25 protein-coding genes and 1 riboswitch are annotated in these 20,186 nt (G+C 64.6%); of the genes, 18 read left to right on the top strand and 7 right to left on the bottom strand.

What is annotated here, in order from left to right:
* Positions 1-121 precede the first annotated feature (121 nt).
* The 13 genes from HMPREF3170_RS03310 to HMPREF3170_RS03250 all read left to right on the top strand — a co-directional run bounded on the left by HMPREF3170_RS03310 (position 122) and on the right by HMPREF3170_RS03250 (position 11,999).
* Complete coding sequence (locus tag HMPREF3170_RS03310; protein WP_083290820.1) at positions 122-1,684, top strand: LCP family protein; 1,563 nt, start codon at positions 122-124, stop codon at positions 1,682-1,684.
* A gap of 24 nt (positions 1,685-1,708) precedes the next feature.
* Positions 1,709-2,401 (top strand): TIGR03089 family protein, encoded by a 693-nt coding sequence (locus tag HMPREF3170_RS03305; protein ID WP_070477804.1) that lies wholly within the window; start codon positions 1,709-1,711, stop codon positions 2,399-2,401.
* Between the two features lie 123 nt (positions 2,402-2,524).
* Complete coding sequence (locus HMPREF3170_RS03300; protein ID WP_070477704.1) at positions 2,525-3,781, top strand: ABC transporter substrate-binding protein; 1,257 nt, start codon at positions 2,525-2,527, stop codon at positions 3,779-3,781.
* Positions 3,782-3,882: 101 nt separating this feature from the next.
* Complete coding sequence (locus HMPREF3170_RS03295) at positions 3,883-4,887, top strand: carbohydrate ABC transporter permease (RefSeq protein ID WP_070477703.1); 1,005 nt, start codon at positions 3,883-3,885, stop codon at positions 4,885-4,887.
* Positions 4,884-5,705: a carbohydrate ABC transporter permease gene (locus HMPREF3170_RS03290; protein ID WP_070477701.1), complete on the top strand. Its 822-nt coding sequence runs from the start codon at positions 4,884-4,886 to the stop codon at positions 5,703-5,705. The genes HMPREF3170_RS03295 and HMPREF3170_RS03290 overlap by 4 nt, the downstream gene beginning before the upstream one ends.
* A gap of 70 nt (positions 5,706-5,775) precedes the next feature.
* Entirely contained in the window at positions 5,776-6,090 is a 315-nt protein-coding gene (locus tag HMPREF3170_RS03285; RefSeq protein ID WP_070362961.1) for a hypothetical protein, read from the top strand.
* A gap of 3 nt (positions 6,091-6,093) precedes the next feature.
* Positions 6,094-6,303, top strand: coding sequence for a PEP-CTERM sorting domain-containing protein (locus HMPREF3170_RS03280; RefSeq protein WP_070477699.1), 210 nt, complete (start codon positions 6,094-6,096; stop codon positions 6,301-6,303).
* Between the two features lie 276 nt (positions 6,304-6,579).
* Positions 6,580-6,676: riboswitch (TPP riboswitch) on the top strand.
* Positions 6,668-8,176: a bifunctional hydroxymethylpyrimidine kinase/phosphomethylpyrimidine kinase gene (locus HMPREF3170_RS03275; RefSeq protein WP_070477698.1), complete on the top strand. Its 1,509-nt coding sequence runs from the start codon at positions 6,668-6,670 to the stop codon at positions 8,174-8,176. (Overlaps the previous riboswitch by 9 nt.)
* Entirely contained in the window at positions 8,169-8,819 is a 651-nt protein-coding gene (locus tag HMPREF3170_RS03270; RefSeq protein WP_070362964.1) for a thiamine phosphate synthase, read from the top strand. Before HMPREF3170_RS03275 ends, HMPREF3170_RS03270 begins: the two co-directional genes overlap by 8 nt.
* Entirely contained in the window at positions 8,816-9,913 is a 1,098-nt protein-coding gene (thiO, locus tag HMPREF3170_RS03265) for a glycine oxidase ThiO (protein ID WP_070362965.1), read from the top strand. The genes HMPREF3170_RS03270 and thiO overlap by 4 nt, the downstream gene beginning before the upstream one ends.
* 9 nt (positions 9,914-9,922) lie before the next feature.
* Positions 9,923-10,120: a sulfur carrier protein ThiS gene (gene thiS / locus HMPREF3170_RS03260; protein ID WP_070362966.1), complete on the top strand. Its 198-nt coding sequence runs from the start codon at positions 9,923-9,925 to the stop codon at positions 10,118-10,120.
* A gap of 2 nt (positions 10,121-10,122) precedes the next feature.
* On the top strand, positions 10,123-10,914 hold the full coding sequence (locus HMPREF3170_RS03255) for a thiazole synthase (RefSeq protein ID WP_070362967.1): 792 nt from the start codon (positions 10,123-10,125) through the stop codon (positions 10,912-10,914).
* Complete coding sequence (locus HMPREF3170_RS03250) at positions 10,911-11,999, top strand: ThiF family adenylyltransferase (RefSeq protein WP_070477696.1); 1,089 nt, start codon at positions 10,911-10,913, stop codon at positions 11,997-11,999. The genes HMPREF3170_RS03255 and HMPREF3170_RS03250 overlap by 4 nt, the downstream gene beginning before the upstream one ends.
* Before the next feature lie 6 nt (positions 12,000-12,005).
* Here the strand turns inward: HMPREF3170_RS03250 and HMPREF3170_RS03245 are convergent, their stop codons facing one another.
* The 5 genes from HMPREF3170_RS03245 to HMPREF3170_RS03225 all read right to left on the bottom strand — a co-directional run bounded on the left by HMPREF3170_RS03245 (position 12,006) and on the right by HMPREF3170_RS03225 (position 15,292).
* Entirely contained in the window at positions 12,006-12,191 is a 186-nt protein-coding gene (locus HMPREF3170_RS03245) for a DUF4282 domain-containing protein (protein ID WP_240492828.1), read from the bottom strand.
* Positions 12,192-12,441: 250 nt separating this feature from the next.
* A complete protein-coding gene (locus HMPREF3170_RS03240) occupies positions 12,442-13,077 on the bottom strand; it encodes a DUF305 domain-containing protein (protein WP_070477692.1) in 636 nt (211 codons plus the stop codon).
* A gap of 60 nt (positions 13,078-13,137) precedes the next feature.
* Positions 13,138-13,617, bottom strand: coding sequence for a YdcF family protein (locus HMPREF3170_RS03235; RefSeq protein WP_071572702.1), 480 nt, complete (start codon positions 13,615-13,617; stop codon positions 13,138-13,140).
* Positions 13,610-14,110: a 5-(carboxyamino)imidazole ribonucleotide mutase gene (purE, locus tag HMPREF3170_RS03230; protein ID WP_070362972.1), complete on the bottom strand. Its 501-nt coding sequence runs from the start codon at positions 14,108-14,110 to the stop codon at positions 13,610-13,612. The genes HMPREF3170_RS03235 and purE overlap by 8 nt, the downstream gene beginning before the upstream one ends.
* An 18-nt stretch (positions 14,111-14,128) precedes the next feature.
* Complete coding sequence (locus HMPREF3170_RS03225) at positions 14,129-15,292, bottom strand: 5-(carboxyamino)imidazole ribonucleotide synthase (protein ID WP_070477690.1); 1,164 nt, start codon at positions 15,290-15,292, stop codon at positions 14,129-14,131.
* Positions 15,293-15,349: 57 nt separating this feature from the next.
* Between HMPREF3170_RS03225 and budA the strand changes: the two genes are divergently transcribed.
* A complete protein-coding gene (gene budA / locus HMPREF3170_RS03220; RefSeq protein WP_070477688.1) occupies positions 15,350-16,087 on the top strand; it encodes an acetolactate decarboxylase in 738 nt (245 codons plus the stop codon).
* Here budA and HMPREF3170_RS03215 read toward each other — a convergent pair whose 3' ends face one another.
* Together HMPREF3170_RS03215 and HMPREF3170_RS03210 are read right to left on the bottom strand one after the other, a co-directional pair.
* Entirely contained in the window at positions 16,088-16,549 is a 462-nt protein-coding gene (locus HMPREF3170_RS03215) for a hypothetical protein (protein ID WP_246814899.1), read from the bottom strand.
* 10 nt (positions 16,550-16,559) lie between these two features.
* Positions 16,560-17,282 (bottom strand): biotin--[acetyl-CoA-carboxylase] ligase, encoded by a 723-nt coding sequence (locus HMPREF3170_RS03210; RefSeq protein ID WP_070477685.1) that lies wholly within the window; start codon positions 17,280-17,282, stop codon positions 16,560-16,562.
* Positions 17,283-17,313: 31 nt separating this feature from the next.
* Here HMPREF3170_RS03210 and HMPREF3170_RS03205 point away from each other — a divergent pair, with 31 nt between their 5' ends.
* The 4 genes from HMPREF3170_RS03205 (at position 17,314) to HMPREF3170_RS03190 (ending at position 20,184) form a co-directional block, all read left to right on the top strand.
* Positions 17,314-17,736, top strand: a complete 423-nt coding sequence (locus tag HMPREF3170_RS03205; RefSeq protein WP_070477684.1) for a DoxX family protein — start codon at positions 17,314-17,316, stop codon at positions 17,734-17,736.
* A 105-nt stretch (positions 17,737-17,841) separates the two neighbouring features.
* A complete protein-coding gene (locus HMPREF3170_RS03200; protein ID WP_070477682.1) occupies positions 17,842-19,368 on the top strand; it encodes an acyl-CoA carboxylase subunit beta in 1,527 nt (508 codons plus the stop codon).
* A 15-nt stretch (positions 19,369-19,383) separates the two neighbouring features.
* Positions 19,384-19,587, top strand: coding sequence for an acyl-CoA carboxylase subunit epsilon (locus HMPREF3170_RS03195; protein ID WP_070362979.1), 204 nt, complete (start codon positions 19,384-19,386; stop codon positions 19,585-19,587).
* A 3-nt stretch (positions 19,588-19,590) separates the two neighbouring features.
* Positions 19,591-20,184, top strand: coding sequence for a Maf family protein (locus HMPREF3170_RS03190; protein WP_070477680.1), 594 nt, complete (start codon positions 19,591-19,593; stop codon positions 20,182-20,184).
* The last annotated feature ends 2 nt before the right edge of the window (positions 20,185-20,186 follow it).

Raw genomic sequence — 20,186 nt, 5'->3', positions numbered from 1 at the left:
CTCGGCCAGCCTTCATGTACACAATGCGAATCAGCTTACCCATCCAAAAGTGTGAGAAGCATCTTGAACTCGCCCACGCACGTGTCTTTTGTTGTTTTCGCACCCTGTATAATTGCGCCCTGTGACTGACTCCTTGAGGCCTGCGCGCGACATCCAGCCCGCCCCATCGCAGATGCGTGACATCTCGCAGTTGGGGCACCCGGTTGTGAAGACAACCCTTGCGGTGCTGTCTGCCGTTGCGTTGACAGTGTCGGCCGTCGGCTACTTCACTGTCGGCCGGGTCAGCAATCAGCTCAGTGCCTCTGAGCTGCGGATCAACGCGGGACGCGGGCAGAGCGACAAGGACCAGCTCGACGGCGCGATGGACATCCTGCTGGTCGGTTCGGACTCCCGCACCGACGCCCAAGGAAATCCGTTAAGCGAGTCCGAGTTGGCGCACCTCAACGCGGGTGTCGCCGACGGTGAGATCAACACGGACACCATCATGATTATCCGTGTGCCCGACGACGGTTCTCGGGCCACGGCAGTCTCCATCCCGCGCGATACGTACGTACACACCGACGACTACGGAAACATGAAGATCAATGGTGTCTACGGTGCGCACGCCGCCGCCAAACGCGAGGAGCTCATCGCCGCGGGCAAGCCGGAGGGCCCGGCACTCGAGCAAGAGGTTGCACGCGCAGGCCAGCTCGGGCTTATCGACGCCATCAATGACCTCACCGGCGTGGAAGTAGACCACTACGCGCAGGTTGGCCTGCTCGGCTTCGTCCTGCTTACGGACGCGGTTGGCGGGGTGGACGTCTGCCTCAACGCCGCGGTCGACGAGCCACTCTCCGGCGCACACTTCCCTGCCGGGCAACAAACGCTCGACGGCGCTCAGGCGCTGTCCTTCGTGCGGCAGCGCCACGACCTGCCGCGCGGCGACCTCGACCGCATCGTGCGCCAGCAGGCATACATGGCGTCGTTGGTACAGAAGGTGCTCTCCGCAGGCACGCTGACAAGCCCAGCGAAACTGCGCGACTTGGCAACCGCGGCGGAGCGCTCGGTCACTCTTGACCAGAGCCTCGACGTGATGCGTTTTGCCCAGCAGATGTCCGGCCTGGCGGGCGGCAACGTCACCTTCACCACCATCCCTGTGACCTCGGTCAACGGTGTCGGCGACTTCGGCGAATCCATCGTGACCGTGGACATCAACGAGGTCCACAGCTTCATGGAGTCCGCAGCCAAGGAACAGGTCCCCGAGGACAGCCAACCGGAGCAAGCTCCCCAGCAGGCCGAAGACTTTGCAGGTGCGCAGGTCTCCGTCCTCAACGCGGGCTCCGTTCCAGGCCAAGCCCGCGCCACCGGCGAGTGGTTGGCCGACGCAGGCATTACGGTCTCCGATGTATCCAACGCAATGGACGGAATCTACTGGGAATCCCAGGTGGTCGCCGCCGACCCCGAAGACCCACGAGCACGCAAGCTCGCCGAGATGCTTGGCGGCGTCCCAGTCACGGCGAACAATGCTCTCGAACCGGGCAGCATCATCGCGGTTGTCGCGGAAGACTACAACGGGCCTGCGAAGGTCGATCCGGAAGATGCCCAACAGCATGTGCCCGTCGGCACACCTGGCGACGATATCAGCGGAATGAGTCTGGGCCCGGAGATCGACGCTGGCGGCCAGGGGCCTCGCTGCGTGAACTAGCTTGGCCACCTATGCTTGGCTGCCATGAGTATGCTGGCACGCTTATTGCAGGAAGACCCCGCCACACCACGCCTGACCGTCTACGACGAGTCACAGGGCAGCCGCATGGAATTTTCTGCGCTGACTCTGGACAACTGGCTAAGCAAAGTGGGCAACTTGCTGGACGAGGAATTCGACCTCGAGGGCTCTGACCCCATTGTGATCGACCTTCCAGTGTCCTGGCAGGCTGCGGTGATCGCGCTTGGCGCCTACAACATTGGGTGTCGCCCGGTCTTCGCGAGCACAGGCGACGATGTCCCGCTCGTGTTTACCGTGGCGGAGCGCGTCGACACCTGGGCTGATGCGGACGAGTGCGTCGTTGTCTCAAGTGACCCCTTCGGACGCGGCGTCGTCGAATCAGGCGGCACGTTGCCACTTGGAACCGTGGACTTCAGTCCCACGGTGCGCAGCTACGGCGACCAGTACTTTGGACAGACTGCAGACATCGCGCAGTGGTCACAAGCGGCTCCTCAGGGGGCTGAGCAGCCCGCCTCCCCCCAACGGGTATTGATTGCCGGTTGGAACAGCGCCGAAGAATTCGAACAGCGCGTGCTTGCCCCGCTGGCTGGGGGCGGTTCGGTCGTCGTGGTGACAGGCGGAACGGAAACACCTGGTAAAGACAGGATCGCAGCCATCGCCCAGGCGGAACACGTAAACCACATACAACCGGACATTTAACCCCGTTTTCTCCCCCGTTCGTAGGTAATTCGGCAGATTTCTGCGCGCCCGGGTCCAGTTTTTCACTAGATTGAAGACACCGAATTCACACGAGTCACACATGACCCAACGAAAGGCGGATGAATGAAACTCCGTACGACTGGTGCAACCCTCTGTGCAATTGCGCTCGCTGGCGCAGCTCTGACCGGTTGCTCTTCTGACAACGAGGCAGCGGACACCAACAAGGACTCCGGCACCTCCGCTTCCGAGGGCGGCGCGGAGCGCGGCCCGATCACGTTCGCCATGGGCCGCAATGACACGGACAAGCTCAAGCCGATCATCGAGAAGTGGAACGAGGCTCACCCAGATGAGCAGGTCACCCTCTCTGAGCTCGCCGGCGAGGCCGACGACCAGCGCGATACGCTCGTGCAGTCCCTCCAGGCGGGTAACGCCGACTACGACGTGATGGCCCTCGACGTTGTGTGGACGGCCGACTTCGCAGCGAACCAGTGGCTCGAGCCACTCGAGGGCGATTACGCCATCGACACCTCCGGCTTGCTGCAGTCCACCGTCGACTCCGCGACCTACGGCGGCAAGCTCTACGCCCTGCCGCAGAACACGAACGGCCAGCTGCTGTTCCGAAACGTCGACAAGGTCCCAAGCGCGCCTGACACCTTCGATGACGTCATTGCCGCCTGCAAGGAGGTCGAGGGAGACTGCCTGACCACCCAGCTCAAGCAGTACGAGGGCCTGACCGTGAACACACTCGGCTTCATCAACGGCTGGGGCGGCAGCGTCCTTGACGACGCCGGCGAGCCAACCGTCGAGTCCGACGCCGCAAAGGCCGGACTGCAGGCACTCGTTGACGCATACAACGACGGCGTCATCGCCAAGAGCTCTACGGCAGCAACCGAGGAGGAAACCAACCTCGCGTTCACCGAGGGCAACACCGCCCTGGCGATCAACTGGCCGTACATGTACACCAACGCCCAGGAAGCTGGCGTGAACTTTGAGGTCCAGCCGCTGGTTGGCAAGGACGGCGTGGGTGTTTCCACCCTCGGTGGCTACAACAACGGCATCAACGTCAACTCCAAGCACAAGCAGACCGCGAAGGACTTCATCGAGTTCATCATCAACGAAGACAACCAGCTCTCGTTCGCTGAAGCATCCTTCCCACCAGTGCTCGCATCGATCTACGACGACGCCGAGCTGGTTGCAAAGCACCCATACCTGCCAGCACTGAAGGTTTCGCTGGAGAACGCGCAGCCTCGCCCGGTTTCCCCGTTCTACCCTGCGATCTCGAAGGCTATCCAGGACAACGCCTACGCAGCACTGACCGCCGGTAAGAGCGTCGATGACGCCACCGCCGACATGGCAGCTGCTATCAAGCAGGCTTCCTAATACGATACGTCGTATGAGCAGAACGCCCGCCCGGACTGTGTTCGGGCGGGCGTTATAGTTCGTATATCTCCATCTTCCCGTCTACTTTGCAAAGGCCCGCGATGAGCACATCTCCATCCAAGCCTCGCGATACCACGAAGGCAGCAGCGCTCGTCGCGCCCGCCTTGCTGGTGTTGGCGGTGGTGATCGGCTACCCGATCGTCCGCGCAATATGGCTTTCATTCCAGTCCAACCGGCACCTCGACGCCTCTACCGGAGTGTTCGTCGATGGTGGCTTTGCTGGCGTCGATAATTACTTGTACTGGCTGTCGAACCGCTGTATGACGCCGTCGGGCGTGGTGGGTGCCTGCCCTCCTGGCGTGCTTGCGACCGACTTCTGGCCAGCAGTGTCGGTGACACTCTTCTTCACCGTGGTCACCGTCGCCTTGGAGACAGTGCTCGGTATCGGGATGGCCATCATCATGAACCGGCCGTCGCGCGCCCGCGGTCTGATCCGCGCGGCCGTACTCATCCCTTGGGCGATCCCAACCGCGGTGACCGCGAAGTTGTGGCAGTTCATGTTCGCACCGAGCGGTATCGTGAACTCGCTGCTGGGCGCGAGCGTGGCGTGGACAACTGACCCGTGGGCGGCACGCTTCGCGGTGATCATCGCCGACGTGTGGAAGACCACGCCGTTTATGGCGCTGCTCATCCTCGCAGGCCTGCAAATGATTCCGAAGGACGTCTACGAGGCCGCGCGCGTCGACGGCGCCTCCGCATGGCAGACTTTCACCAGCATCACCCTGCCGTTGGTGCGGCCAGCGCTCATGGTGGCGGTGCTCTTCCGTACGCTCGACGCGCTGCGCATGTACGACCTGCCGGTCATCATGATTTCGGGCTCCTCGAACTCCCCTACCGCGACAATTTCGCAGCTGGTGGTTGAGGATATGCGTCAGGGCAACTTCAACTCGGCCTCGGCGCTGTCGACTCTCATCTTCCTGCTGATCTTCGCGGTTGCGTTCGTCATGGTGCGGTTCCTCGGAGCGAACGTTGGTGGCGCGAACGAACAGCGTGAAGCCCGGCGCGCGAAGCGCAAGCAGGAGAAGAAGGAGGCGGCAGCGCGATGAAACGACTCGGCCACTACGCAGGCATCATCTTCATCATGTTCTGGGGGCTCGCCCCGTTTTATTGGATGGTGATCACGGCGCTGCGGGACAAGCGGTTCACGTTCGATACCACGCCGTGGCCCACGCACGTCACCCTCGAGAACTACCGGGACGCGCTGGCCACGGACGCCGGCAATGACTTCCTCGGGGCGATTTTCAACTCGCTGATTATCTCGTTGGCGACGACGGCGTTGGCGGTCGCCGTGGGCGTGTTCACCGCCTACGCGCTTGCTCGCCTGGACTTCCGCGGCAAGGGATTCATCACGGGCATCATTTTGGCGGCCTCGATGTTCCCTGGCATTGCGCTTGTCACTCCCCTGTTCCAGCTGTTCGGTGACCTCGGGTGGATCGGCACATACCGTGCCATGATCATCCCGAACATCTCATTCGCCCTCCCCCTGACTATCTACACGCTGGTGTCGTTCTTCCAGCAACTTCCTTGGGAGCTCGAGGAAGCAGCGCGTGTCGACGGCGCCTCCCGCGGCCAGGCATTTCGCCTCATCTTGCTGCCGTTGGCAGCACCGGCCATCTTCACGACGGCCATCCTGGCGTTTATCACCACCTGGAATGAATTTATGTTGGCGCGCCAGCTGTCGTCCACGGCGACTGAACCTGTCACCGTCGCAATTGCACGATTCTCGGGGCCGAGCGCCTTCGAGTACCCGTACGCTGCGATTATGGCGGCGGGCTCGCTGGTGACGATTCCGCTGATCATCATGGTGCTGGTATTCCAGCGCCGTATTGTGTCTGGCCTCACAGCCGGCGGCGTGAAGGGCTGACTTAACTTTTTCTTATGTCTAGATTAAGCTGTATTCACTTTATTACTTCCCGCCCCTAGAAAGAGCAGCTATGCACCACACCACACTCCGAATCGCGACGGCAACCGCACTCGCATCCTCCCTGGTACTGAGCGGCATGACTGGCACGGCACACGCCGAAACCACCGCAACGGTGCACACCAACGCCGATAACAACGGCACGACAGTGACCACCAACGTCACCACCAACACCACCGCAAACGGTGGTGTGACCAAGGAAGAAGCAAACGCGCTTGAGGTCGCCGGAGTTGTGGTTGGGCTCTTGGCAGTACTCGGGGCCCTGATGGCCGGGTGGCTATACTTCGCTGCCCCGCACATGGGCCTGAACTTCGGCCCCCGCCTCTAACGAGTGCAACGGCCCTCACAGCGCCAGGATCTGCTCTGGCAAACAATCATTGGGTTCGTAGGGTTCTTCACCCTGCTCGCCTTCGTACAGGCCGCCATCAACATCACAAAGCCCGAGCCATCAATCTGGCCGGGCCTCGTTCTTGCCGCCTTCGTCGCAGCACTGTGGTGGCTGATTCGCCGGTGGCGCCAGTGGCGCGCAGGCGAAGACTAAATCACTCCTCGCCGAGCAGACGCTCACGCAGCGCGGCGTCCTTACGCTCAACTTCAGCCGCCATGTCGGACTGGTACTTCGCCGGCGATTAATGCGTCTACGAGTATCATGCCACCCACAATAAACACCCACACGCTGCACAAACAAGCGATTGTGAGAAGCATTCCACTTTCAGCTCAAAAGAGAACCGGCAGCCCAATCCATACGCCTAATATAGGTCTGGTTTTTGCCGCTGCGATCGTGCGCAGGGCAGGATTCGCGCTGTGCTAGTGTCACCAATGTGACACGGGGTGCACCCCGAAGTGGTGCTGAGATCAGACCCGTCGAACCTGCTCTAGCTCAACCTAGCGAAGGGATGTCCCACATGAATGCACCTGCCCTGCCCCGCATCCTCACGATTGCTGGCACCGACCCGACCGGAGGCGCAGGCGTCCAAGCCGATATCAAATCCATCCAGGCCGCCGGCGGCTTTTCCTACAGCGTAGTGACCTCGCTGGTCGCCCAGAACACCACCGGTGTGCAGGAGATTTTCACCCCGCCGATCGACTTTCTGCGCACACAGCTGCGCTCCGTCACCGATGATGTGGCGGTCGACGCGATCAAGATCGGCATGCTCGGCACCACCGAAATCATCGAGGTCGTGCGCGAATTCCTCACCACACACGCACGAGAGGCCGCGGTGGTGTTGGATCCGGTGATGGTGGCGTCGTCAAGCGATAGGCTCCTGACGCCCGAGGCGGAAGTCGCGCTGCGCGAGCTCGCCTCGCTTGCCGACATCATCACGCCCAACCTCCCCGAACTCGCCGTCCTCACCGGCGAAGACCCGGCCACCGACTTCGACACCGCGATCGCGCAGGCGCAGGGGCTGGCGAAAAAGCTGGACACAACCGTGATTGTCAAGGGCGGGCACCTCACCGGCCCGCGCGCAGACAACGCCGTGGTGACCGCCGAGCGCGTGCACCACGTGTCGGTAAGCCGCGTGAACACGAAGAACACGCACGGCACGGGCTGCTCTTTTTCCTCGGCGCTGGCGACGCGCCTGGGCGCCGGCTTCGATACGTCGGCGGCGACCGAGTGGGCGTCGCGCTGGCTGTACGAGGCGATTGCGCACGCCGACGCGCTCGCCGTTGGACACGGCCGCGGCCCCGTCGACCACGGGCACGTCGGCCGCCGCATGCAGCGCGCCGCCGACTGCAACCCCGAGCGCTTCCTGCGCATCGACGCCCCACCAACCGCGCCACTCGCCACGCCTGCTGGCCCGTACACCCAGGCGCTGTGGGACGCCTCGGCGCCGTACCTCACCGCGATTATGGAGCTGCCGTTCATCCGCACGCTTGCCGACGGCACCCTCGACCACGCCGACTTCATGTTCTACCTCGAGCAGGACGCCTACTACCTGACCAAGTACGCGCGCTCGCTGCACGCGCTTGGCGGCGCGTGGGCAAAGGATGCGGACGCCGCGATCACCGACGAGCAAGAGATGCAACGCACCTGGCTCGCCGATCTTGGCCGCGAGACGCTGCCGTCGCCGGTCACACGCGCCTACACCGATTTCCTGCTCGCCTCCGCCCTCGGCGAGTCGGCGGCGCTCGGGCAGGCGGCGGTGCTGCCCTGCTACTGGCTCTACTACGAGGTCGGCGCGCGCCTCGCGGAGCACAACCACGCCTCGCATCCCTACCACGACTGGCTGGCCACCTACTCGGGCAACGGTTTCTACGAGGCGGTGCGCGGCGCGATCGACCGCTGCGAGGCCACCCTTGAGGCGAACCCCGACGCCCTGGACGCGGCGGTGCGCGCGTGTGCGGTCGCCTCGCGCTACGAGCGCGATTTCTTCGACCAGGCCGACCGCGCGTGGGTGGTGCGCGATGCCTAAGTCGCTCGACCTACGCTGCTATTTCGTCACGGGCCAGCCTACCGCCGATGTCGCGCGCGTCGCCGCCGAAGCCGCGGCCGGCGGGGCGGGCGTGATCCAGGTGCGCAGCAAGCCGATCGCCAAAGCCGACCTCGAGCGTCTCGCGTGCGAGGTCGCCGATGCGGTCGCCGCGGCGAACCCGCGCACGCGCGTGCTTATCGACGACAACGTTCCCCTCGCCGCCCGCCTCATGCGCACCCACCACATCCACGGCGCGCACATCGGCCAGGACGACATGGACCCGCGCGCCGCGCGCGAACTGCTCGGGCCGGACGCGATCCTCGGACTGACCACCGGCACGCTCGCACTGGTGGAGGCGGCGAACGCGTACGCCGACGTGATCGATTACGTCGGCGCGGGCCCCTTCCGCCCGACCCCGACGAAGGACTCCGGCCGCGCCCCACTTGGCCTCGACGGCTACCCGGCGCTGGTCGAGGCCTCGCAGGTACCGGTCGTGGCGATCGGCGACGTACACGCCACGGATGCCGCCGCGCTTGCCGCCACGGGCGTGGCCGGCGTGGCGATCGTCCGCGGTTTCATGCACGCTGAGGACCCGCGCGCGATGGCGGCGGGTATCGTCAAGGATTTCGAGGAAGCGTCGTGAGTAGTTTCGAGCACGTCATCGTCGGCGCCGGCATCATCGGCCTGACCACCGCGTTCGAGCTCACACGCCGCGGGGTGGATCCCCGCAGGATCGCGCTGGTGGACCCGGCCCCGGCAAGCGGCGCGACCAACGTGGCCGGCGGCATGCTCGCCCCGGCCGCGGAAGTGCAGTACCGCCAGGAGCCGCTCTATCCGCTGATGTTGGAGTCGGCGGCGCTCTATCCTTCGCTGATCGCAGACCTGCCGGGCATCGAGGTTGGGTACCGCACCGAGTCGACCTTCGTGGTCGCCGCCGACCGCGCCGACGCTACCCACCTGCGCGAGCTCACCGAGCACCAGCACGCCCACGGCATGGACGTCGACCGCCTCACGCTGCGCCAGGCGCGGGCGCAGGAGCCGGGCCTAAGCCCCCAGCTGGCCAGCGTGGTGGAGATCCCCGGCGACCACCAGGTCAACCCGCGCATGTTCGCCGCCGCTCTGCTGCGCGAGCTTGCATCGCGCGGCGTGACGCTGGTTCGCGAGCAGGCCACAGCACTGCGCTGGGAGGGCGAAACCTGCGTGGGCGTCGAAACCAGCACCGGCAGCCTGCGCGGCGACACCATCTACGCGTGCAACGGTCTCGGTGCCAGCGCGCTCGGTCTGCCGCTGAACCTGCGACCGGTGCGCGGCGACATGCTGCGTCTTACCGGCCGCATGCCGGTCGGCCGGGTCGTGCGCGCCTTCGTCGAGGACCGCCCCGTCTACATCATCCCGCGCACCGACGGCACCATCGCCGTGGGCGCAACCAGCCGCGAAGACGCGCGCGTGCGGCCCGCCGTCGATGGCGTGTATACGCTGCTTCGCGACGCCATCCGCGTCGTCCCCGCCATCGAGGACTGCGAGCTGGTTGAGGCGCTCGTCGGCAATCGCCCAGGCACGCCCGACGACCTGCCCTACCTGGGGCTGCGCGGCGAGAACCTGGTGGTCTCCACCGGTTATTTCCGCCACGGCATCCTGCTGGCAGCGCTCGGCGCGCGCGTCGGCGCCGACCTCGGGCTGGACCGCGAAACCACCGTCGATATTTCCGACTGCGACCCCGGCCGCCACGAACTGTAAAGGAGCATCATGCGCATCATCATCAACGAGAAGCCCCATACCTTCGACACCGCGCCGACTGTGCGGTCGCTGGTCGAGGAGGTCGTCGGCCACGCAGAAGGCGTCGCCGTCGCTGTCAATGGCAAGGTTGTGCCCGCAAGTCGCTGGGACAGCTCGCTTGCCGACGCCGACACCGTCGACATCCTCACCGCCGTCCAAGGAGGCTAGACGTGCTGAACATCGCCGACAAGAAATTCGACTCCCACCTGATCATGGGCACCGGCGGGGCGACCAGCCAGCAGTTGCTCGAGGACGCGCTGGTGGCCAGCGGCACGCAGCTGACCACCGTGGCGATGCGTCGGCATGCCGCCCGCACCAATGGCGGCGAGAGCGTCTTCGAGATGCTCACCCGGCTCGGCATCGATCCCCTGCCGAATACTGCGGGCTGCCGCACCGCCCGCGACGCGGTGCTCACCGCGCAACTGGCGCGCGAGGCGCTCGGCACGAACTGGGTCAAGGTGGAGGTCATCGCGGACGAGCACACGCTGCTGCCGGACGTCGTCGAGCTTGTCGACGCCTGCGAGCTCCTCGTCGCCGAAGGCTTCGTCGTGCTTGCCTACACCTCCGACGACCCGGTCGTCGCCGCCCGCCTGGAGCAGGTTGGGGTGCATGCGGTGATGCCGCTCGGCTCTCCGATCGGCACCGGCCTTGGCATTTTGAACCCGCACAACATCGAGCTGATCTGCGCGCGTGCGCAGGTGCCCGTGCTTCTCGACGCCGGCGTCGGCACCGCTTCCGACGCCACCTTGGCCATGGAACTCGGCTGCGACGGCGTGCTGCTCGCCAGCGCGGTCAACCGTTGCCAGGACCCGGTCGCGATGGCGCGTGCGATGCGACACGCGGTCGAGGCTGGCCGGCTCGCGCGGGATGCGGGTCGGATTCCGCGGCGGACGCATGCGGAAGGGGCGTTGGCGTCGTCAAGCTTTGATGGCCTAGCGAGCTGGGCGGATGAGGTCCTATGAGCCTGCCTCACGCTGAGCTGCGGCGCACCGCGCGCCAAACGCTGCTGCCCGGCTTCGGGCTAGCGGGCCAAGAGGCGCTGAACCGCGCGCGGGTGCTTGTCATCGGCGCGGGCGGGCTCGGCTGCCCGGTGATGCAGGCGCTGGCGGCCACAGGTGTCGGCACGATCACGGTGATTGATGATGACGTGGTGGATGACACCAACATCCACCGCCAGATTCTGTTTAGCGCCTCCGACGTGGGCCGGCCCAAGGTGGAGGTGGCAGCCGAGCAGCTGCGCCGACACCGCGCAGACGCCACGATCGTGCCGCTGCGCAAGCGCCTCGACACCTCCAACGCACCTGGGCTGTTCCGCGAGCACGACCTGGTCATCGACGGCTCCGATACCTTCACCACGAAATTCCTCGCCGGCGACGCCGCAGAACTCACCGGCACGCCCCTGGTGTGGGGCTCGGTGCTGCGCTTCCACGGCGAGCTCGCGCTGTGGTACTCCGGACCGGATGCACGCGGGGTCGGGCTACGCGACCTCTACCCCACCCACCCGGCACCCGAGGACACTCCGGACTGCGCCACCGCCGGCGTGCTCGGGGTGACGACCTCGGTCGTCGGCGGGCTGATGGCCACGGAGGCCGTGAAATACCTCGCGGGCATGGACGCCGAGGTCGGTGTGCTCCATGTCTACGAGGCGCTCGCCGGGACGCTCCGGCGCTTCGAGGTCGCTGCCGACCCGCAGCGCGAGCTGGTCACCGAACTCGTCGCCGAAGCTGCCCCGTGTATGCTGCCGCCAGACGGCGAGAAAACGCGCCTACTCGCGCAGGTCGCGGATGGTCACGCCACAGCGCTGGACGTGCGCGAACTCGGTGAAAAAGCGATCAAGGACCTGCCGCACGCGTCCTTCCACCTGCCGGCCTCGGTGTGGCGCGAAGACCCGGACGCCGCGCTTACGCTCCTCGACGAGCTGCGTGGCGCGGGCGAGGTCGTGGTCTACTGCGCCTCCGGCAAGCGCTCGGCCGATTTCGTTGCGCGCTTCGGCGAGGCTGCCGCCGCGCGCGGCCTCACTCTGCACAGTTTGCCGGGCGGGGTCTAGCGACCCCTAACGACGCTGCGCCGCTGCGATCTCGGAAGTGTTCTGCGCCGTCTTGATCGCCGAGACCATGAATTCGAGGGTGACGCGCGCGCTGATCAATGAGAACAGCGCGAAAAGCGTACCGAAGAGAAGGAAGCCGATCAGCATGAGCAGGCCGGTGCCAAAACCAACACTGAACGTAGCCAGCGACACCAAAAGGCCGAAGACCCCAGCACAGTCCGATGAAGACTGCGGAGATCAGGTAGATCACGCGGGCGAACTTCAGGGTGATGTACTGGGAGAAGGAGAAGTCGAAAAGCGCGGAGAAGAAGCCGTCGGCGGTCTGCTTGCTTTGCGCGGCGTTGAAGTTGGCGGTCATGGGTGTTCCCTTTCAGTCGTATTACAGGTGCACTACGAACTTATACCCGGGTTAACGCGCTCCCGCTTCGTTTATCCAGGTTGGTTACTCAGTCAGCAGGCTTTCGCCTCTGGCTTCCAGGAGTTGTTCCATCTCGTGCATCTCAGCGGTTTGCACGTCGACCATTTGTTGAGCCAGTTCCACGAGAGGCTGGTAGCCGCCGTTGTCGATTTGGTCTTGGGTCATGGCAACGGCACCCGCGTGATGGAAGTGCATGAGCTGGAGGAACCGGGTGTCTGCTTCCTCGCCCGAAAGTGATTTCAGCTGGTCCATCTGTTCTGGAGTGATCATGCCATTGGCAATGTGTGGGGCGTGATGTGCCATCAAGTCACCCTGGTCCCATTGTTCAGCCCAGTCGACCATGGTGTCGATTTCTTCTTGTTGCCCGATTTTAATCCGTTCGGCCAAGTCCGCGGTGGCTTCGCTGATGCCATCGGCGGCCAGGATGATCTCGCTCATGTCCACGGCTTGCTGGTGATGCGGTGTCATCATCGCGAGAAAATGCAAATCGACCCCATTGACTTCTGCGGGTTGGTTGGCCCCGGCAATCACTGCGGCACCGTCCTTGTCGGTCTGGGGCGCGTCTGTGGCGTCTTGGCCATCTCCGGCGCATGAAGCCACGCTGGCCCCCAGTACTGCAACGGTGATCAAGCCGGTGATGCGGCGATGTAAGTGTGTCATGAATGGAGCCTTCCTAGGACTGAAGCACATGGCACCAAAAGTAGCACCATCGGATGTACTCTAGCGCATTTTGTGCATAAGGCGTCGCCACACAACCCGCGCCGCGGAGTGCGGCAACGCAACGAGCTCGCGCGCGTAGTTCTTCGGCCGGGAGCGGCGCGGGGTGCGCGCAGGCACCATCTCCACTGGAATCCCCAGGTGCCAGGCCCACACGCGCGTGCGGCGCACGTGGAAGTTGCTGGTCACCACGATCAGCCGCGGCGCGTGCGGGAACAACGCGCGGGTACGCTCGAGGTTTTCGTTCGTCGACGACGCATGGGGCTCCTGAATGATCAGTTCACGGGGCACGCCGCGCTCGACAAGCCAGCGAGCCATCACGGCCGCCTCCCCGCGGCCGGTGACCACGATGGCGCGCCGCACGCCAGCGTGCGCGTCCGTCCGCCAGCGGAGCAGTGCGCTGCAGAGCCGGGCGTGCAGCATGCGCGACGGGTGGCCGTCGACAATTCGCGCACCCAGCACCACGATGGGACTGCTACTCACCCAGCAACCGGCTGCGCAGCGCGGCATCCTTACGCTCAACTTCGGCCGCCATGTCGGCCTGGTACTTCGCCATCTTGTCCACTAGTTCCGGATCCCCGGCACCGAGCATCCGAACAGCAAGCAGGCCCGCGTTCTTCGCGCCGCCGATAGACACCGTCGCGACTGGAACACCCCCTGGCATCTGCACGATGGAAAGCAGAGAATCCAGCCCGTCAAGGTCCTTCAATGCGCGAGGGATACCGATGACTGGCAGTGGCGTTGCCGCGGCAACCATCCCCGGCAGGTGGGCTGCCCCACCGGCGCACGCAATGATGACCTGGATGCCACGTTCATGTGCTTGCTTCGCATAGGCAAGCATCTTCTCAGGGGTGCGGTGCGCGGAGACCACCCCGACCTCAAACGGCACCCCGAACTCCGCAAGTACCTCTGCGGCAGGCGCAACCGTGTCCCAGTCCGAATCCGAGCCCATGATGAGGCCAACGCGTGCGTTCATGAAGAAACTCTCCTCCTGTTAGTACCAGTTCGCGTGAACAATAAAGTGCGCGGCGTGCTGCGCAATTGCCAAGGTGGACGTGGCGTCGTAGCCGGTGACGTTGACGTGTCCCATCTTGCGCCCAGGGCGCCAGCTCTTGCCGTACAGGTGCACCTTGGCCTCCGGGTAGCGGCGCATCACCTCGATGACGCGCTGCTCCATCGGCATCTGCAGATCCTCCTCCGCACCGAGAGTGTTCACCATCACCGTGACCGGCTCGAGCGTGTCCACGGACCCGAGCGGCCAGTTCAGGACCGCGCGCAGGTGCTGCTCAAACTGGGAGGTCACGCAGCCGTCCTGCGTCCAGTGCCCCGTGTTGTGCGGGCGCATCGCAAGCTCGTTGACCAGAATTTTCGACGCCCCGTCCTCCCCGATGCACTCGAAGAGCTCAACGGCGAGCACGCCCGTAACGTCAAGCTTGGTCGCAATATTGGTGGCAAGATCACGGCACTGTTTCGCCACATCAGCCGGCAGTTCTGGCGCTGGAGCAATCGCGATATGGCAGACGCCGTCCGCCTGCCGTGACTCGACGACGGGCCACGCCTTGACCTCGCCGTCCCGGTTGCGCGCCACCATCGCGGAAAGTTCGCGGGCGAAGTTCACCTTTTCTTCCGCGTAGAGCACAACGCCCTTCTCAAGCAGATCGGTGACCAGCTGCTCGCACTCTTGCAGGGTCTCTGGGAACCAGACGCCGTGCCCGTCGTAGCCTCCGCGCGTCGCCTTGACGCACACGCGGCCGTCGACAAGCTTCCAGAACTCGCGGGCGTCCTCCACGGAGTCAAACTTCGCAAACGGCGGCACCGGTGCCCCCAGCTCCTTGAGCTTGGTGCGCTGCTCAAGCTTGTCCTGGGCGTAAATCAGCGCCTGGGGGCGCGGCTCCACGTTGTAACCTTCGTCCAGCAGGCGCTGCAGGAACTCGTTTGGGACGTGTTCGTGGTCGAACGTAATCGCCGAGGCACCCTGAATGGTCGCGTGCAGGTCGTCGAAGTTGGTGTAGTCACCAAGCTGGACGTCACCAAACACCTGGGCGGCCGAGGCGTCCGGGGCGCCTGCAAGCACCCTGGGCTGCAGTCCAAGTTCGATGGCTTCCGTGTGCATCATTCTGGCAAGCTGACCGTCACCGATAACGGCAACTCTGGGCATTCCTTGAGCGTCTCTCACAACGAACTACCTTAGCCTTATGGGCGCTACGATGTGGGCATGACTGAAACGAATCCCGCGATTGTTCGCCACACCATCTTCCAGAACTCACTGATGACCGCGCTTCTCGACGGCATCTACGAAGGCGAACTGACCATCGGAGACATCCTCGGCAAAGGGAACTTCGGCCTTGGCACCTTCGACGGGCTCGACGGAGAGATGATCATTCTCGACGGCGTCTGCTACCAGCTCACCAGCGACGGCAAAGCGCGCGTCGCCAGCCTTGACCAACGCACGCCGTTTACCGTCGTGACGAACTTTGTGCCGCGCATCCGCGTCGACGCGCCGAAAGGCATGCGCCGCGCGGAACTTGCCGAGTTCATCGACGCGCTCGAGCCGAGCCACAACTTCTTCTACGCCGTCAGAATCACCGGCACCTTCGACGAGGTGGTCACCCGCACCGTGACCAAGCAGGAGAAACCGTACCGCCCCATGACGGAGGCCATCGGCGATGACGCCGAGCACCACTTCACCGACGTACACGGCATCATCGGCGGCTTCCGCACGCCCGCCTATGCCAAAGGCATCGGGGTGCCCGGCTGCCACGTCCACTTCATTGACGACGCCCGCACAGCCGGCGGCCACGTGCTCGACTACACCATTAACGACGCCATCATCGAGCTGTGCCCCGCCACCGACATGGATCTGCACCTGCCGATCACGGCAGACTTCCAGGCAGGCAGTCTCAGCCCGAGCGACCTGGATAGCCAGCTGCACACAACGGAAATTAAGGAGTAGTTAGCGGCGGCGCAGGCTCTCGTCCAGCGCACGCTCCACCGCACGCGCCTTGCCTACCTGCGGGAAGAACACCGGCTGGTCGAACCCCCACAGGGCGATGGACAGCCCGCCGCGCTGGCGTCGAAAAGAATGAATCTGACGCAGCGGAATGGAATCGACCGCACCGCGCGCCGAGCGGGCGAGGATGCGGCGGTCGGTGAGCAGGAAACGCTGGCGGCGGTGGCGAACCACCGGCAACACGAAGCGCCACACCGACAGCAGCGCCCACACCGCAACCACGATGTTGTGCGCCTGGGGGTTCACAAACGGGGTGACGTCCATCCAGCCGATGGCAATCCAGGCGATCCCGGTGATCACGATGAGCTCGAGCAACGGGAAAATGAGGCTCGTTAACGGCGGGTTCGTGTCGGCGAGGACGGTCTCGCCCTCTGCCAGCTGAAACTTCACCCGCGACTGTTGCACGGCACAGATCCTACTGTTTCGGCCGGAGGTGGTGCACATCTCCGACGCTGTACGTCGTGCCGTCGATGATCACTTCGCCCTCGTCGTTGACGCCATCGACGGTGCCGACCACCTCGCCGTTGTGCAGCTCAATGCGCACGTGCTGCCCAATCGTGCTGCACACCTTGCGGTAGTCGGCGAGCAGCTGCGGGTCACGCTGTTGCCACTGCGCGAAACGCTCACCCATCGCGCACAGTACCTGCGTGGTGAAGTCCACGAAGTCGACGTCGATGCCCTCAAGGTTCAGCGCCGTTGCGGTGGGAATGGGCAACTGCTCACGCTCAAAGTTGAGGTTGATGCCGATGCCGACCACTACGCGCCCGTCCGCAAGCCCGGAGAGAATCCCCGCGAGCTTCTTCCCGCCGATCTGCACGTCGTTCGGCCACTTGAGCTGGGCCTGCGGCACGACGTCGGTCACCGCGACGCCCGGCGCGATCGACAGCAGCCCAAACGGTGGCGGGTTGTCGTCGATAGGCAGCACCATGCTCATCGCCAGCTGCGCACCCTTCGGGCTTACCCACTTGCGACCAAGCCTTCCGCGCGACGCCGTCTGCTCCCCCGCGATGAGCACGGTGCCGGGTTCGCCTTTGTTGAGGAGATCGTCGTTCGTCGACCCGGTGGTTTCCACCCAGCGCACCACCGGCCAATACTTTTCGACGCCCCGCTGGAGCCTGCTCAGTTCTTCAGCATTCATGTTGACCTAATCTAGCGCTACTGTTAGACACATGACGATTCAACGTTTCCTCCGCAAGGCCCTCATCCCGACGTTCGGGGTGGCCGGTATCCTGCACTTCATCAAACCAGAACCTTTCGACTCCATCGTTCCCGAGGCCCTCCCAGGTGAGGCCCGGACGTATACCTACACGTCCGGCGCCGCGGAGTTGGCAGCTGCTGTGCTGCTGGCCGCGCCCAAGCTTGGCCCGGCTTCGCACGCCGGGCATCAGAAACGTGCGCCGAAGCTGCGCAAACTCGGTGGTGGCTTCGCAGCAGCGCTCTTGCTGGCCGTGTGGCCTGCGAACTTCGAGATGGCCCGCCAGTGGCGCAACAAGCCGTGGCAAAAGCAGGTGATCAGCATCGGTCGACTTCCGCTGCAGCTGCCGCTGATCTCAGCTGCGTGGAGCATTTTCAAGGACCCGAGCATGCGCTAAGCGCGTTGCCCGTGCCGTGTTAGCGTCCTGGCACCTGAAACATAAGGGCCCCGCCGCGCGATTTATAATGTGGTTTTCTTTCCGTGCTAGTTAGACTGAGGCGATATGGGCGATAAATCTTCTTCCAAACCTGATATGTCGACGACTGCAGGCCGCATCCAAGATCTGCGCAACCGGCTCGATGAGGCCCAGGCGCCGCTTGGCCAGGACGCGATCGACGCGGTCCACGATGCGGGGGACCTGACCGCGCGTGAGCGCGTCGAGCGTTTGCTGGACGCGGGCTCCTTCGTGGAGGTCGACGCGCTGGCACGCCACCGCGTCGAGGCGTACAAGATGGACCGCACCAAGCCGTCGACGGATGGTGTCGTGGCCGGCTATGGCCTCATCGACGGCCGCCGCGTCTGCGTGTTCTCCCAGGATGCCACCATTTTCGACGGCGGTATCGGCGAGGTGTACGCCGAGAAGATCCTCAAAGTCTACGAGCTGGCCGCAAAGACTGGCGTGCCGGTGATCGGGTTCTACGACTCGCTCGGCCCGCGCTGGCAGGAGGGCGTCGTCACGGCGCATATGCAGGCGAAGATCCTGCGTGCCGCGACGCAGGCTTCTGGCCTGGTGCCGCAGATCGCCGTGGTTGCCGGTGAGGTGGCCACGTTTGCTGCCACCACCGTCCCACTGGCCGATATGCGCATCATGGTCGACGGCGCGAGCCTGCACCTAGCTGCGACCGATGTGGCTTCCAAGGTCGCTGGCAGCGAGGTGACCGCGGAGCAGCTTGGCGGCGCCGACGTCCACGCGGCCACCACCGGTGTGGCCAACATCCGCGTCAGCACCGATGAGCAGGCTGTCGACGAGGTACGCAAGCTCGTGAGCTACCTGCCGCTGAACAACCGCGCGGCTGCTCCCGTGGCTGACGTCGCAGAGGGCGCTGACGCCAGCGTGCTTGATTCCCTGGTTCCCGACGAGGACGCCCAGCCATACGACATCACCGCCGTCATCGAGACGATCACCGACGGCGACTTCTACGAGCTCGGCGGCGCCCACGCCGGCAACGTCGTCACCGGGTTCGCGCACATTGACGGTCGGGCGCTCGGCATCGTTGCCACGCAGCCAAGTGTGCTCGCTGGCTGCCTGAGCGCCGACGCCGCCCGAAAGGCCGCGCGCTTCATCCGCACCTGCGACGCCTTTAACCTGCCACTGCTGCACATCGTGGACTGCCCAGGCTTCGTCCCGACTGTTGAGGAAGAACAGGCAGGCGCGCTGTCCGCGGCCTCCACCCTGGCGTACGCCTTCGCTGAGGCCCAGGTGGGCACCATGACTGTGATCACGCGCAAAGCACTCGGCACCGCCTACTCGGTGCTCGGCTCGAAGGGGCTGGGCGCTGACTTGGTCTTTGCGTGGCCGACCGCACAGATCGCGCTCGCTGACGCCCCGACGGCTGCTGAGGCTTTGGGCGTCGATACGCAGGCGTACGAGGAAGAAAACCTCAACCCCTACGTCGCTACCGAGCGCGGCCTTGTCGACGCCGTCATCGCACCTAGCGACACCCGCGCCCAGGTCGTGGAGGGCCTGCGCCTGCTGGAGCGCAAGGTTGTCTATCCGCCGCAGAAGAAGCACGGCAACCTGCCGCTGTAACCACGAAAGGAACGTATGTCTTCCCTCCCCTTCGACGTTGTGAAAGGCAACCCCTCCCCCGAGGAGGTCGAGGCGCTGCGCCTCGTGCTGGAGCAACTGCAGCAGCAGGCGCAGGCGGCGAAGCGCGGGCAGCGCAACCTGTGGGGCGTAGCGCCCTCGCCGGTGCATGCGCCGACGCTGTTTAACCCGCTCGCGTTCTCCCCTTCGACGTACTCCTAAGCCATGCGGATTGTTCTCGCCTCACAGTCGCCGTCGCGCCGAATGCTGCTCGAGCAGGGTGGCGTCGAGCCGGTGCTGCGGCCCGCCAACATCGACGAGGATGCGGTGATCGCCTCGCTTGTCGACGCCCCACCTGCCCACACCGTCGCTACCCTCGCCCGCGCTAAGGCTACAACCATCGCCGACGAGTTCCCGGGCGACGTCGTGGTCGGCTGCGATTCCATGCTGCTTCTGGATGGCCAGCTGTTGGGCAAGCCACACACCGTTGAGGCCACGATCGAGCGCTGGCGCGCGCAACGCGGCAAGACCGCAGAACTGCTCACCGGCCACGCTGTGACCTACAACGGCGAGTGGGTGACGGACACCGTGCGCACCACCATCCGCTTCGGCGAGGCGAGCGACGCCGACATCGTGGCCTATGCCAATTCCGGCCAGCCGCTGCAGTGCGCGGGCGCGTTCACGCTGGAGGCGCTCGGCTCCTGGTTTATTGACTCCATTGACGGCGACCCAACCAGCGTCATCGGCCTGTCCATGCCGCTGCTGCGGCGCTGCCTCTATCACTTCGGACTGGACGCGTCGGAGTTCTGGGTATCCTAGTC

The organism is Corynebacterium sp. HMSC08D02, assembly GCF_001807505.1.
Lineage (GTDB): Bacteria > Actinomycetota > Actinomycetes > Mycobacteriales > Mycobacteriaceae > Corynebacterium > Corynebacterium pseudogenitalium.
This window is presented reverse-complemented; position numbering and strand designations above follow the sequence as displayed.

Bases quoted from the DNA above. Each gene is read 5' to 3' on its own strand.
- HMPREF3170_RS03305 (WP_070477804.1), top strand. From the start codon at position 1,709: ATGAGTATGCTGGCACGCTTATTGCAGGAAGACCCCGCCACACCACGC.
- HMPREF3170_RS03300 (WP_070477704.1), top strand. From the start codon at position 2,525: ATGAAACTCCGTACGACTGGTGCAACCCTCTGTGCAATTGCGCTCGCT.
- HMPREF3170_RS03295 (WP_070477703.1), top strand. From the start codon at position 3,883: ATGAGCACATCTCCATCCAAGCCTCGCGATACCACGAAGGCAGCAGCG.
- HMPREF3170_RS03290 (WP_070477701.1), top strand. From the start codon at position 4,884: ATGAAACGACTCGGCCACTACGCAGGCATCATCTTCATCATGTTCTGG.
- HMPREF3170_RS03285 (WP_070362961.1), top strand. From the start codon at position 5,776: ATGCACCACACCACACTCCGAATCGCGACGGCAACCGCACTCGCATCC.
- HMPREF3170_RS03275 (WP_070477698.1), top strand. From the start codon at position 6,668: ATGAATGCACCTGCCCTGCCCCGCATCCTCACGATTGCTGGCACCGAC.
- HMPREF3170_RS03270 (WP_070362964.1), top strand. From the start codon at position 8,169: ATGCCTAAGTCGCTCGACCTACGCTGCTATTTCGTCACGGGCCAGCCT.
- thiS (WP_070362966.1), top strand. From the start codon at position 9,923: ATGCGCATCATCATCAACGAGAAGCCCCATACCTTCGACACCGCGCCG.
- HMPREF3170_RS03250 (WP_070477696.1), top strand. From the start codon at position 10,911: ATGAGCCTGCCTCACGCTGAGCTGCGGCGCACCGCGCGCCAAACGCTG.
- HMPREF3170_RS03240 (WP_070477692.1), bottom strand. From the start codon at position 13,077: ATGACACACTTACATCGCCGCATCACCGGCTTGATCACCGTTGCAGTA.
- purE (WP_070362972.1), bottom strand. From the start codon at position 14,110: ATGAACGCACGCGTTGGCCTCATCATGGGCTCGGATTCGGACTGGGAC.
- HMPREF3170_RS03225 (WP_070477690.1), bottom strand. From the start codon at position 15,292: ATGCCCAGAGTTGCCGTTATCGGTGACGGTCAGCTTGCCAGAATGATG.
- budA (WP_070477688.1), top strand. From the start codon at position 15,350: ATGACTGAAACGAATCCCGCGATTGTTCGCCACACCATCTTCCAGAAC.
- HMPREF3170_RS03210 (WP_070477685.1), bottom strand. From the start codon at position 17,282: ATGAATGCTGAAGAACTGAGCAGGCTCCAGCGGGGCGTCGAAAAGTAT.
- HMPREF3170_RS03205 (WP_070477684.1), top strand. From the start codon at position 17,314: ATGACGATTCAACGTTTCCTCCGCAAGGCCCTCATCCCGACGTTCGGG.
- HMPREF3170_RS03200 (WP_070477682.1), top strand. From the start codon at position 17,842: ATGGGCGATAAATCTTCTTCCAAACCTGATATGTCGACGACTGCAGGC.
- HMPREF3170_RS03195 (WP_070362979.1), top strand. From the start codon at position 19,384: ATGTCTTCCCTCCCCTTCGACGTTGTGAAAGGCAACCCCTCCCCCGAG.
- HMPREF3170_RS03190 (WP_070477680.1), top strand. From the start codon at position 19,591: ATGCGGATTGTTCTCGCCTCACAGTCGCCGTCGCGCCGAATGCTGCTC.